The following is a 12,730-nucleotide window of genomic DNA, read 5'->3' as shown; positions in this document are numbered from 1 at the left end:
TATGTTTGGGATGTAAAATTTGAATCTGTTTTTGGTATTTTTTTGATAGAAATCCGAAATAGGACGTAAAATTTCAGAAAATACCCGATAAATTTGCAGAAATTGTGCCTTCAAGTTAGATCACAACAGAAATAGGATTGATTAGTAGTAACCCGATATATAAATGAAAAGAATTGGAGTTTTTACCTCAGGAGGAGATGCACCCGGAATGAACGCTTGTATCCGTGCGGTTGTGCGCGGTGCTGTGTACCATGGAATTGAAGTGTATGGAATCCGCAGAGGATATAGTGGTATGATTGCCGGAGATGTCTATAAAATGGAATCACACTCGGTGAGTAATATTGTACAACGTGGCGGAACAATACTTAAATCTGCTCGTAGTAAAGAATTTATGACGCCGGAGGGCCGTAAAAAAGCGTACGATCAACTCAACGAACATGGTATTGAAGGGTTGGTTGCGATTGGTGGAAACGGAACGTTTACTGGTGCAATGATTTTTGGTAATGAATATGGAATTCCTACCGTAGGCGCGCCGGGAACAATCGATAATGACTTGTATGGAACAGATTATACAATTGGTTTTGATACTGCAGTAAATACAGCTTTGGACGCGATCGACCGGATCCGTGATACTGCAAGTTCTCACGACCGTATCTTTTTTATTGAAGTAATGGGCCGCGATTCAGGTTATATCGCTGTACAGTCTGGTATTGCAGGTGGTGCTGAGTTGGTAATGGTGCCGGAAGTTCTTACGCCGTTGTCAGAGGTTGTTGAAACTTTGAAACAAGGATGGAGCCGTTCAAAATCTTCTTCGATTATCGTTGTTGCAGAGGGTGATGAAGCAGGTAGTGCAGTGGAAGTTGCAGAAAAAATTAAATCTCAGGTGGATGAAAACGCGGATATCCGTGTAACAACTTTGGGACATACACAGCGCGGAGGTTCCCCTTCTGCTTATGACCGTATTCTTGCCAGCCGTTTAGGTTTGGGCGCATTGGAAGGACTTATCGGCGGACAGAAAAATGTAATGGCAGGTATTATAAACAATGACCTTGTCTATACACCGTTCGAAGATACAATCCGTCTTCCCAAACCAATCAGCGATGATTTGTTGAGAATGGTTAAAATATTGAGCGTTTAGTTATAAGAAATTTGTAGTCAGGAATAGTCACTTGTTGTTACGCATTGAATGGTAACAATAAATGACAATTACCTGACTTGCATCACGAGCAACTTTTAACAGTAACCCATAATTTTATAGATTACAATTCCTACCAGCTCTCTAAATAAAAGTTGTGAATATCCGAGTACTTCTGGACTTGGAATAAAATATTCTTTGATCTGCGGATCATAATTATTGCCATAAAAATCGGCGGGGAACTGATCAGTTTTAATTCCTGCTTTTTCAAAACAGCCAACCGACCGGCGCATATGGAAAGCAGAGGTTATCAGAAGATAGCTGCCTTTGGGAAATTCCCGATTTAAGATTTTTGCCGTGAAAAGTGCGTTTTCTCTCGTGTTTCGGGCACTTTGTTCCAAAATAATATCGTTCGGATTAACTCCCCATTGTATTAAAAAATTTGCCGCTTGCTGCGCTTCTCCCTTTCCAATATCTGTAAATTGTTTTCCGCTGGCTCCTGTGATAACTATCTTTTTAATTTTTCCGGCTTTGTATAATTCGTAAGTCTGTAAAAAACGGTCTGCATGAAGTCCAAGACCAGGATCGGAAGACAATCCAGGAATATTTATTAATCCTCCGGTAAGCAAAATACCGGCGTCATACATTTTAGAAACCTCTCTGATTTTGACAGGTTTATATTCCCACCAGACAAAGGCCTTATTGATCAGATAAGAATTGGATATTAAAAACAGAATCAGAAAAGACAGTACGACAGCATTTTTCTTACGTTTTGGTTTTTTAGTGCCAAGTGCATATAGTAAAAGAATCAGGCTGATACTTAGCGGCATCAAGAGGAAATCGATCGTTTTGGATAGAAAAAAAAACATTTGGGTACGAAGCTGGTAGAAGTAAGCGTTTTGATTTTAATTTTGTGTTCAAGTCACGATTTAGCTTAATAATTATACAGATCATAATTTCCCCTCATTTCAAATGAAAAAAACGACGCACACGGCATTTTTGACTTCTTTGTTTCTCCTCAGTTTAGTGGCGTACTCTTTCGGTCAGGGATACCGTATCGAGGCGACTTTGAAAGGCGTCAGGGATAGTTCTTTTGTCCTTGGCCATTATAGTTACAGCAACAAACAGTTCGTAGCAAAAGATACTGCAAAAGCGGATGCGAATGGTCATATGGTCTTTGAAGGCAAAACAAATTTGCCGGGCGGACTTTATCTGTTGCTTTTTCCGGGCAATCAGAAATGGATCGAGATTGTTTATTCGGGAAAGGAAACCAACTTTTCCATGGAAACAGACACGGCCAGTTTAGTTGAAAGTATGCAGGTGAAAGGCTCTAAAGATAATCAGCTATTTTATGCTTATCAGAAAGAACTGAAAAAAGGAGTTCAGCAAATCGAAGCGCTGAATCAAAATAAAACGGCTGATACTCCGGCAAAAATGAAGGCTGCACAAGATAATTTCAAAACTTACCGCGATAAATTTTTTAAAGAGAACGCAGATTCTTTTACAATAAAATTATTTAAAATGTCCAGCGAGCCTGAGGTGCCGGCGGCTCCGAAACTTGCTAACGGTAAAACAGATTCACTTTGGGTGTTTAATTATTATAAAGGACACTATTGGGACGAAATCGATTTTTCAGACGACAGAATCTTGCGTACTCCTTTTCTGGAAGCAAAAATTGATCGCTATATCAAAAATCTGGTTGTTCAAACGCCTGATTCCTTAATCAAGGACACGGACTGGCTGGTAGCAAAAGCATCAGCGAATAAGGACGTGAAATCGTATGTAGTTTTTTACATAATCAACCAATACGAAAATCCAAAAACCGTAGGAACTGAGGCGCTTTGGGTTCATATGGCGAATAAATATTATTTGTCCGGGGATATGGGGATTTCGGAAGATGCTAAAAAACGTATCTCGGAGAAGGTCAACACGCTTAAAGATGTGTTGGTAAACAAAACTTTCCCACCCTTGCCTGTAACAGATGCGGCGGGGAAAAAGATTAATCTTCAAGCAATTGACGCCAGTTATACCGTTCTGTTTTTCTACGCAGCAACATGCGGACATTGCAAGGAGGCATCTCCGGTATTGAAATCTTTTTATGATAAAAATAAAGCTGACGGTGTGAAAGTAATTGCCATTGATACGGAGCATAACCAGGAAGAATGGAAATCATTTGTTAAAACCTACCATCTGGAAGAACTGATCAACGGTTTTGATCCATTAAATCAGGTTGATTTTAATAAAAGGTTCGATGTGGTAACAACGCCAACGATTTATGTTTTGGATAAAAACAAAAAGATTATCGCACGTAAAATGCCAGTTGAACAGCTGGATGATTTCCTGAATTATTACAAGAAAAAACAACTGGCTTCTGCCAAATAGTATTCTAGATTTTAGCAAACAAAAACGCCGCAAAAGATAGCTTTTGCGGCGTTTTTGTTAGTTCCAGATTGAATCTGAAATGATTTTATAAAAATGCTACGCAAATTGGCAGTTTTGCCGATATGCTCTCGTGTTTAAAAGTTAGTTTCCCCGTTTTAGCATTCACTTCATAAACAACAAGATTATCCTTATCCTGATTCGCTACGATCATATATTTGCCCGTCGGGTCGATATTGAAATCACGTGGCGTTTTGATTGCCTGTGTCTGTTCATCCACTTTTTGTAACGTCCCATCAGCTTTGATCTGAAAAGCGCTGATACTGTTATGACCGCGGTTTGAAGTGTAAACAAATTTTCCATTTGGATGTAAGCGAATGGCAGAACTGGTACTTGGGTCTTTGAAATCTGCCGGAATAGTCGGATAACTTGCGATCGCTGTGATCACGCCGACATCATTGATGGAACAGGCCGTCACGGTCAGGTCTAGTTCATTGAGGATAAACATATTTTTTCCTGACGGAGTAATCACAAAATGTCTTGGTCCGGCGCCAGGTTTTGCTTCAAATGCAGCTTGTGCGGGATTCGGTTTTAACTCACCTGTTTGCGTATTAACTACATAATTCATCACATGATCCGTCCCCAGATCCACTGTATAAACGTATTTTCCGTTTGGTGACGCCGCCGAAAAATGCGCGTGTGCTTTTTCCTGACGTTTTTCGTTAGGGCCTTTTCCGGTGAATTGTTGCGAAAAAGTTGGTGGATTTACTTTCCCATCGGCTGCTAGTGTATAAGCCGTAAAACTTCCACCTGTATAGTTAGAGGCAAAAGCCATTTTCCCGGACGGATCTACCGAAACATGGCAAGGGTTCATACCTTCGGAAGACTGGCTGTTCAAATACGTTAATTTGTGATCTGTTCCGATGGCATATGCGGAGATCTTATTATCACCGGTAACTGCGTATAAGTTTTTTTTACTTGGAGAAATACTTACATAACCGGGTGCTGGTGCCGTTTTAAAAGATTCTTTCAGCACGATCTGTCCGGTCGCCAAATCGAGTTCGGCCAGTGAAATTGCAGCATTTTCAGATTTGTCCTGTGAACCAATATAGAACAGAACCGTTTTATCTTTAAACGAAAAGGCTGATAAACCCAGAGCGAGGACAAATATCAAACTTATTAGTTTTCTCATGAGAGTGTAGTTTTGATTTTATGGAATAATCAGCAAAGGGGAATTGACTGTATTTTTAATGTACAAATCTGTTTTATAAATCAGAAAAGAATATTTTAATCAATAAAGTGAAAAATAATGGATGCAATTACCTGGCAGGATTTTGAAAAAGTTGATCAGAGAGTTGGCACAATTATCCGGGTCGAAGATTTTCCGAAAGCGCGAAAACCGGCCTATAAAATTTGGATTGATCTTGGCGAAGAAATTGGAGTAAAACAAAGCTCCGCACAAATCACGAAACGATATTCGAAAGAGGAATTAGTTGGAAAACAGGTTTTATGCGTCGTCAATTTTCCAATAAAACAGATTGCTGATTTTCGTTCGGAAGTATTGACGACCGGATTTGTTCTGGATGATGGTGAGGTTGTTCTGGCGGTTGCGGACCAATCTTTGCCAAATGGTACCAGGCTAGCATAAGCGTTTCATAATCATGTAAGTCCGGACTGGAATTCTGTAATAAAATCGGCGTCGGCTTACCGTATCTTTGATACATAGATTTTAGAAATACCATGGATACGGATCAAAAAGTTTTAAATACAAAAAAAGTCACATTACCAGTAATGGGAATGTCCTGTGCGGCATGTGCGGTAAGTGTGGAATCCATGCTTAAAAGTACTTCCGGAGTTGCTGACGCCGGTGTCAATTATGCAAATCAATCTGCGTGGGTCGATTTCGATCCCAAAACGACAGATTTACTATCACTGGATAAGGTTTTGCAAAGTGTTGGTTACGGCTTTATCATTAATGAGGACGAAGACGAAAGTATCGCGGAGCAGGAAAAATTGAAGCTGGAACATTATCATAAACTGAAAAGTAAAACAATCCGGACAGGAATTTTGTCCGTTCCGGTTGTTATTATCGGGATGTTCTTCATGGATATGCCCTATGGCAATTATATCATGATGGCGCTGACTGCACCGGTACTGTTCATTTTTGGAAAAGATTTTTTTATAAATGCCTTCAATCAAGCGAAACATGGAAAGTCAAACATGGACACGCTGGTCGCATTGAGTACCGGAATTGCTTTTTTATTCAGCACTTTTAATACATTTTACCCACAGTTCTGGCACGAAAAAGGGTTGCATCCGCATGTGTATTTCGAAGCAGCCGCGGTGATTGTTTTTTTTATTTTACTTGGGAAATTGCTGGAAGAGAAGGCTAAAACAAATACGTCGAATGCGCTTAAAAAGCTGATTGGATTACAGCCAAAAACAATCAAAGTAATACGGGATAATGCCGAACAGGAAATTCCTGTTAAAGATGTTCTGCTGCATGACGAAATTGTAATTCGTTCTGGAGAAAAAATTCCAGTGGACGGAAAGGTAGTCAGCGGGAGTTCGTATGTGGATGAAAGTTTAATGACTGGAGAGCCCATCCCTTCTGAAAAAACGGCCGGCGCACAGGTTTTTGCAGGAACAATCAACCAGCAGGGAAGCTTCACTTTTGTCGCTGAAAAAATCGGTAAAAACACGTTACTCGCCCAAATTATCAAGACCGTTCAGGCTGCTCAGGGAAGCAAGGCACCGGTTCAAAGACTGGTTGATAAAATTGCCGGGATTTTTGTTCCGGTTGTGATTGCCATTTCTATTGTTACATTTATTTTGTGGATGATTTTCGGCGGTGAAAATGCCTTAACACAAGCTCTTTTGGCTGCTGTTTCGGTGCTAGTTATTGCTTGCCCATGTGCACTTGGTCTGGCTACGCCGACAGCCATTATGGTAGGTGTTGGAAAAGGCGCAGAAAATAATATCCTTATCCGTGATGCAGAAAGTCTGGAAAAAGCGCATGAGGTGAATGCAGTAATTTTGGACAAAACCGGAACATTAACGCAGGGACATCCACAAGTTACAAATTGGAAGTGGAGCTCAAATATCTCTGATCATGCCAAACATGCTCTCGCAATAAAGCTTTTAGAATCTCGTTCCGAACATCCCCTGGCTTCTGCGGTTGTGGGTTTTGTTAAAGAAAATGGTAACGCCAAAGTCGAGAATTTTAAATCCGTAACAGGAAACGGAGTCAGAGGAATTGTTGATGGTAATGAATACCTGATTGGAACTCTGTCGTTTCTTCAAAAAGAAAAGGTGACACTTGATAGTGATCTGGAAGAATTGGCTGACATGCAAAGAGAAGCGGCCCAAACAGTAATTGGAGTCAGTGTGAATAAAGCTCAGATTGCTTTGATATCAATCGCGGATCAGCTGAAAGCAACTTCTGCGGATGCTGTTAAGAAATTAAAGGAACAGGGGATTGAAGTATATATGCTGACGGGAGATAATAATCAGACGGCTGCTGAGGTTGCACGTCAGGTGGGTATCAAAAATTATCTGGCCGAAGTAAAACCGGATGATAAAATGCAGTTTGTAAAAAAATTGCAGGCCGAAGGTAAAATCGTAGCAATGGTCGGAGATGGAGTTAATGATTCGCAGGCATTGGCGCAGGCTGATGTCAGTATCGCGATGGGAAAAGGATCTGATATTGCGATGGACGTTGCCAAAATGACTTTGATAACTTCCGATCTGATGACCTTGCCGAAAGCATTAAGGCTTTCTAAAAAAACGGTTAGAACGATCAAACAAAATCTCTTCTGGGCGTTTATTTACAATTTGATCGGAATTCCTGTTGCCGCCGGAATTTTGTATCCATTCAACGGGTTTCTATTAAATCCGATGATTGCGGGAGCGGCGATGGCGCTGAGTTCTGTATCTGTCGTGACCAATAGTTTAAGATTGCGCAGTGCAAAATTGTAGTTGATCAGTGGGGGAGAATGGCCAGTCGCTTGTCTTTGTTGTAAAGCAGTTCAATCCATTAGCCAGATAAATCATGCTCATCAATTTTCTTTGCAGATTGTTTGAAAACCAAAGATTTAGCCATACGCTTAATCCTTTGGTTTTTTGTTTTATAGTCTTCCCCAATTTCAGTTTTGGACAGGGAAATGCAGTCGAGTCGGAAGTGATCTGGACGCTGCGAACGCATATTATGACCGAAGCAGGGTGGGCAATGATGCAGGAGCCTGTCACCGTGACCGCAGAAACAAGTCCAAGAAGCCAGGGAGGAAAACATGATTTTTATTCCGAAGGCGATTATTGGTGGCCGGATTCACTCAATCCTGACGGTCCGTATATACAACGTGACGGTTTGACAAATCCTGCAATTTTTACAGCTCATAGGCTGGCAATGATCCGGTTTAGCCGGATTGTCGGTGCTCTGGCTTCGGCATATAAAATAACCGGAGAAGATAAGTATGCGACGCAGGCTTTCCGGCATATCAATGCATGGTTTGTTGATTCTGAAACAAGAATGAATCCGTCGCTGCTTTTTGCACAGGCTATCAAAGGACGCGCAACAGGACGGGGAATTGGTATAATCGATACCATTCATTTAATGGAAGTGGCACAGGGAATTATTGTAATGCAACAGGCAAAGTCGGTCAGGCAAAAAGATGTTGCGCAAATAAAAGACTGGTTCGCTGACTATATCAACTGGCTGATGACGCATCAGTATGGTAAGGACGAAATGGAAGCAAAAAATAATCATGGGACATGCTGGGCCATGCAGGTCGCTTCCTTTGCTAAATTAACTGAAAATAAAGAAGTTATGGATTTTTGCAGAAACCGATATAAATCCGTTTTTCTGCCGTATCAAATGAATGCGAACGGAAGTTTTCCTCAAGAATTAAGAAGAACAAAACCTTATGGGTATTCTATTTTTAATCTGGATGCGATGGTAATGCTTTGCCAGATTTTGTCTGACAAGGAAAATAATTTGTGGATATACCAGACCATCGATGGAAGGAGTATTAAAAGAGGAATTTTATATCTCTATCCTTTCATCGCAAACAAGAAAAAATGGCCGTTAAAACCGGATGTGATGTATTGGGACAATTGGCCAGTTGCGCAACCTTTCCTGGTTTTTGGCGCCCAGGCGTTCAACGAAGACGACTGGCTTGAAACATGGAAGAAGCTGGATCACAATCCCAAAGTTGAAGAAGTGCTGCGGAATTTACCCGTGAGAAATCCCGTAATCTGGTTTGAGTGATTTTAAGCGTAGATAAATATTCAAATTTGGAATAAAGAGTTTTTTGGTGGTATGATCAGTTTGGGAATTTTGTAAATTTGATGATATCCACACACTATTTTTAAGCTTTTTATGCAAACAGCAACGCTTGTGACGCACGAAGAATATTTTGACCTTTCAGCGAAATCTGATGTAAAACTGGAATATAATTCCGGAGAGGTGACTGCTATGGCCGGCACTCAGCCTGCTCATAATATTCTGGCGGCGAACCTGTTTATTGAATTTGGAAAGTGCCTGAAAAAGAAGGGCTGTGTTTTGTTTTCCGGCGATCAATTAATCAAAGTTGAGCATTGCGATAAATATACTTTCTCTGATTTGGTTATTGTTTGTTCTAAACCAATATACGAGAAGTCTCCACAAGGCCTGAATGCACTACAAAATCCGGAAATCATAATCGAAGTATTATCTGATTCTACTGAGCCTTATGACCGCTCCGAAAAATTTGACTGCTACAAAACAATTGACTCATTTAGGGAATATATTCTTGTTTCTTCCCGAAAAAAAAGAATTGAAGTAATCAAGAAACTTAATGAAGCGGAATGGCTCAGTCATACTTATACCAAGGACAATGAAAGTGTCCAAATTGGTGATTGCCTGGTCTTACTGGAAGACATATACAGCACGATTAACTTTTCGGAATAATATTGTGTTTTGAAAAACGGGGACTGAAAATTCCTGAAAACCAAAAACTCTGTAACGCCTCTCCTTAATTCTGTAATAATCATTCCGGGTTTCATGCCGATCTTTGCAAAGAGGTAATTATCAAGGATTATCTCAATTTAAAAATCATTAAATCAAATGGAAACTCTAAAATTCAAAACCAATATAAAATGCGGAGGCTGTATTGCCGCTGTTACTCCTTTTTTAACTGCTGAAAACGGTATTGATAAATGGGAGGTTGACCTTCAGAATCCTGACCGCATTTTGTCAGTAGAAACCGATAAATCTGCCGGTGAAGTGGCTGAGGTTTTAAAGAAAGCAGGGTATGCCGCTGAGCCGATTGCATCTTTATAGCCATAATTAATAAGAATAAGTTAGCCGAAGGCAATCTGTTTGGTATTGCTTCAATAAGGTTTTACTTTTGTACAAATGGAAAATAAATTTCATAAATTCATCACCATCTTCATGGCCACCCTTGTGCTCGTTAGCAGCACAGGATTCGGGCTGATAGAGCATCAGTGTATGATGCGGGGCATGACTATGAAGTTCGTTTCCGAGAAAAAAGCTGATTCTTGTGAGAAGAAAGTCATTTCTTCCTGTTGTGCAAAAAGCAAAGCGCTGCAAGAATCCGGTAAGGTTTTTTTCAAAAAAACAGAGTGCTGCAAGGATCAACAAAAATTTGAAAAAGTTGACGTTGTTTCCTCTCTGGCACAAATGCATGCCAAAGCACTGAAAATGATTGCTGACGGTGACCTTTGGTCGGTTCAGTCTTTCGTTTTCCTTTCGCAGGAATGGATTTACCCTCCTGCCAGCTCTTTTTCCAATACCATATCATTCTCTTCTCTATTTCATGGGAGAAGTATGCTCTCTTTTGTACAGACTTTTCTAATATAAATTACTGATTGTTAAATATTTAATGTTGTAACAGGTTTTCCTGTAACACATTAGTTTTTCTCACATCGTGATTTATTGTCAATGAAAAGATATCTAATCGGAGCAATCTTGCTTCTCTATACGCAATCTTCTTTTGCGCAGCGCATTACCGGAAAAGTTTACGAACAACTGGTAAATGATAAAAAACTCAAGCCACTGACCGGGGCCAATGTTTATTGGGCAGGAACTACACAAGCTTCATCGACGGATTCTGTTGGGAGATTTTCAATTCCGAGAATTCTACATTCCAATCAATTAATTATCAGTTTTGTAGGATTTAAGAATGATACCATAAAGATCGGAGCCGAAAGTGAGCTGGAAGTGATTTTGAAAAGCGACCAGACTTTGAATGAAGTGGTTGTAAAAGCAAATGCAACTTCGGTTGACCGCTTATCCCCGCATCAAACAGAAATCATTACCACAAGGGCACTTGCCAAAGCGGCTTGCTGCAACCTGTCAGAGAGTTTTGAAACTAACGCGTCTGTTTCCGTTTCTTACAGTGATGCCGTGACGGGCTCTAAACAAATTCAAATGCTCGGTTTGAGTGGAACATACATTCAGACAAACGTTGAAAATATTCCGACAATCCGGGGTTTGGCTTCAACTTTTGGGATGAACTTTGTGCCCGGAACCTGGATTCAATCCATTGATGTGGGTAAGGGTGCAGGTTCGGTCGTCAATGGATATGAGTCGATGACTGGCCAGATCAATGTTGAACTTCAAAAACCGGATACGCAGGAAAAGCTTTATTTTAATACCTATTTAAATAATTTTGGCCGGGCCGAACTGAATCTAAATCTGGCCCATCAGCTGAACGAAAAGTGGAGTACTGGTTTATTGACACATGCCAGTACGCTCCAAAACAGAATTGATAAAAATGGCGACGGGTTTCTGGATCTTCCATTATATACGCAGTATAACGTAATCAATCGCTGGAAATATCAGAGCAACCGGATGATGGCGCAATTTGGCGTGAAAGCTTTGCATGAAGACCGGCTCGGCGGACAATCCGATTTTCGGGAAGAAATGAAAGGGACTACTCAGGCATACGGCTTTGGCGCGAAAGTGAACCGATATGAGTTTTTCTCAAAAATAGCCAGATTATTTCCCGACAAACCGTATAAAGGTCTGGGCCTGATCATAAATGCTTCGGTACATGATTCAAAATCCTATTTTGGTCTGACAAATTATAATGGCCGCCAGGAAACTTTGTATAGCAATCTTATCTATCAATCAATCCTGGGAAACACCAACCATTCCTACAAGGCCGGAATCAGTTACATGCTGGACAATTATGATGAAAAGTATAAGGACACGACATTGCTTAGGAAAGAATCTGTTCCGGGTGTATTTGTTGAATATACATACAATAACCTTGATAAATTCGTGTTGGTTGCCGGTTCGCGGGTCGATTTTCATAACCTGTTTGGAAGGCAGTTCACGCCGCGTCTGCATTTGAAATACAGTTTGACAAACAATACCACCTTACGCGCCTCGGCGGGAAGAGGTTTCCGGGTTGCTAATCCGCTGGCTGAATATTACGGAAATCTGGTAAGTTCCCGTCAGGTTGTTTTTCTCGAAAAACTTCGTCCGGAAGTTTCGTGGAACTACGGTGTAAGTCTTACGCAGGAATTTAAAATAGGGGAAATGAATGGAACTTTCATAACTGATTTCTATCGGACAAATTTTGAAAACCAGTTGGTCGCAGATTTCGAAAATCCGAAATATCTGCGTTTTTACAATCTGAATGGAAAGGCATATGCGAACAGTTTCCAGGCGGAAGTTAATCTTACGCCGATTAAACGTTTTGATCTGAAACTGGCTTATCGCTTTTTTGACGTAAAACAGACGCTTTACGGGCTGGATAATGAGAATGTTTTGCTTCCCAAAATGCTTGTGAGCCGTGATCGTGTACTGTTTAACGCTGGTTATGCGCTACCGTATGACAAATGGAAATTTGATGCAACAGTTCAATGGAACGGGAAACGCCGTTTGCCAAGTATGGATCCAATGTATGGTATGCCGGGGCATGGTGAAATATGGTCTGAAGCGTCAACGGAAGCTCCTTCTTTTTATAATCTAAATGCCCAGATCACGCGTACTTTTCCCAAATGGGATATTTATCTTGGGGGAGAAAATTTGAATAATTTCCGGCAAAAAAATCCGATTTATGCTGCCAATACTCCTTTCGGAAAAGAATTTGATGCTGGAATGGCATGGGGGCCGGTTGTCGGCAGGATGATTTATGCGGGAGTGAGATTCAAAATCATCCGATAATTGTTGAGTCGAATATAAGTAGATGACTAATTTATCATTAA

Annotated in this window: 11 protein-coding genes; 9 read left to right on the top strand and 2 right to left on the bottom strand. The window is 40.6% G+C overall.

The genetic code is table 11. The features are described from left to right. Positions 1-163 precede the first annotated feature (163 nt). Entirely contained in the window at positions 164-1,138 is a 975-nt protein-coding gene (gene pfkA / locus BMY70_RS29930; protein WP_090342129.1) for a 6-phosphofructokinase, read from the top strand. Between the two features lie 95 nt (positions 1,139-1,233). Here pfkA and BMY70_RS29925 read toward each other — a convergent pair whose 3' ends face one another. Continuing rightward, entirely contained in the window at positions 1,234-2,004 is a 771-nt protein-coding gene (locus BMY70_RS29925) for a YdcF family protein (protein ID WP_090342127.1), read from the bottom strand. A 103-nt stretch (positions 2,005-2,107) separates the two neighbouring features. Here BMY70_RS29925 and BMY70_RS29920 point away from each other — a divergent pair, with 103 nt between their 5' ends. Further along, positions 2,108-3,517 carry a TlpA family protein disulfide reductase gene (locus BMY70_RS29920; protein WP_090342124.1) on the top strand — a complete coding sequence of 470 codons (1,410 nt, stop codon included), beginning with the start codon at positions 2,108-2,110 and terminating at the stop codon, positions 3,515-3,517. 85 nt (positions 3,518-3,602) lie between these two features. Here the strand turns inward: BMY70_RS29920 and BMY70_RS29915 are convergent, their stop codons facing one another. Next, positions 3,603-4,706 carry a lactonase family protein gene (locus BMY70_RS29915; protein ID WP_090342122.1) on the bottom strand — a complete coding sequence of 368 codons (1,104 nt, stop codon included), beginning with the start codon at positions 4,704-4,706 and terminating at the stop codon, positions 3,603-3,605. A 117-nt stretch (positions 4,707-4,823) separates the two neighbouring features. Between BMY70_RS29915 and BMY70_RS29910 the strand changes: the two genes are divergently transcribed. The 7 genes from BMY70_RS29910 (at position 4,824) to BMY70_RS29880 (ending at position 12,689) form a co-directional block, all read left to right on the top strand. Beyond that, positions 4,824-5,162 (top strand): tRNA-binding protein, encoded by a 339-nt coding sequence (locus BMY70_RS29910; RefSeq protein WP_090342120.1) that lies wholly within the window; start codon positions 4,824-4,826, stop codon positions 5,160-5,162. Positions 5,163-5,254: 92 nt separating this feature from the next. Next, positions 5,255-7,492: a heavy metal translocating P-type ATPase gene (locus BMY70_RS29905; RefSeq protein ID WP_090342117.1), complete on the top strand. Its 2,238-nt coding sequence runs from the start codon at positions 5,255-5,257 to the stop codon at positions 7,490-7,492. A gap of 73 nt (positions 7,493-7,565) precedes the next feature. Continuing rightward, positions 7,566-8,780 carry an alginate lyase family protein gene (locus tag BMY70_RS29900; RefSeq protein ID WP_177197167.1) on the top strand — a complete coding sequence of 405 codons (1,215 nt, stop codon included), beginning with the start codon at positions 7,566-7,568 and terminating at the stop codon, positions 8,778-8,780. Between the two features lie 111 nt (positions 8,781-8,891). After that, positions 8,892-9,461: a Uma2 family endonuclease gene (locus tag BMY70_RS29895; protein ID WP_090342114.1), complete on the top strand. Its 570-nt coding sequence runs from the start codon at positions 8,892-8,894 to the stop codon at positions 9,459-9,461. 156 nt (positions 9,462-9,617) lie between these two features. After that, a complete protein-coding gene (locus BMY70_RS29890; RefSeq protein ID WP_090342111.1) occupies positions 9,618-9,833 on the top strand; it encodes a heavy-metal-associated domain-containing protein in 216 nt (71 codons plus the stop codon). A gap of 75 nt (positions 9,834-9,908) precedes the next feature. After that, positions 9,909-10,373, top strand: a complete 465-nt coding sequence (locus tag BMY70_RS29885; RefSeq protein ID WP_090342108.1) for an HYC_CC_PP family protein — start codon at positions 9,909-9,911, stop codon at positions 10,371-10,373. An 81-nt stretch (positions 10,374-10,454) separates the two neighbouring features. After that, positions 10,455-12,689, top strand: a complete 2,235-nt coding sequence (locus BMY70_RS29880) for a TonB-dependent receptor (RefSeq protein WP_090342103.1) — start codon at positions 10,455-10,457, stop codon at positions 12,687-12,689. Positions 12,690-12,730 lie beyond the last annotated feature (41 nt).

Source organism: Dyadobacter koreensis (assembly GCF_900108855.1).
GTDB lineage: Bacteria > Bacteroidota > Bacteroidia > Cytophagales > Spirosomataceae > Dyadobacter > Dyadobacter koreensis.
This window is presented reverse-complemented; position numbering and strand designations above follow the sequence as displayed.

Coding starts and splice junctions, on each gene's coding strand:
- BMY70_RS29890 (WP_090342111.1), top strand. CDS start 9,618: ATGGAAACTCTAAAATTCAAAACCAATATAAAATGCGGAGGCTGTATT.
- BMY70_RS29920 (WP_090342124.1), top strand. CDS start 2,108: ATGAAAAAAACGACGCACACGGCATTTTTGACTTCTTTGTTTCTCCTC.
- BMY70_RS29895 (WP_090342114.1), top strand. CDS start 8,892: ATGCAAACAGCAACGCTTGTGACGCACGAAGAATATTTTGACCTTTCA.
- BMY70_RS29885 (WP_090342108.1), top strand. CDS start 9,909: ATGGAAAATAAATTTCATAAATTCATCACCATCTTCATGGCCACCCTT.
- BMY70_RS29900 (WP_177197167.1), top strand. CDS start 7,566: ATGCTCATCAATTTTCTTTGCAGATTGTTTGAAAACCAAAGATTTAGC.
- BMY70_RS29925 (WP_090342127.1), bottom strand. CDS start 2,004: ATGTTTTTTTTTCTATCCAAAACGATCGATTTCCTCTTGATGCCGCTA.
- BMY70_RS29905 (WP_090342117.1), top strand. CDS start 5,255: ATGGATACGGATCAAAAAGTTTTAAATACAAAAAAAGTCACATTACCA.
- BMY70_RS29915 (WP_090342122.1), bottom strand. CDS start 4,706: ATGAGAAAACTAATAAGTTTGATATTTGTCCTCGCTCTGGGTTTATCA.
- BMY70_RS29880 (WP_090342103.1), top strand. CDS start 10,455: ATGAAAAGATATCTAATCGGAGCAATCTTGCTTCTCTATACGCAATCT.
- BMY70_RS29910 (WP_090342120.1), top strand. CDS start 4,824: ATGGATGCAATTACCTGGCAGGATTTTGAAAAAGTTGATCAGAGAGTT.
- pfkA (WP_090342129.1), top strand. CDS start 164: ATGAAAAGAATTGGAGTTTTTACCTCAGGAGGAGATGCACCCGGAATG.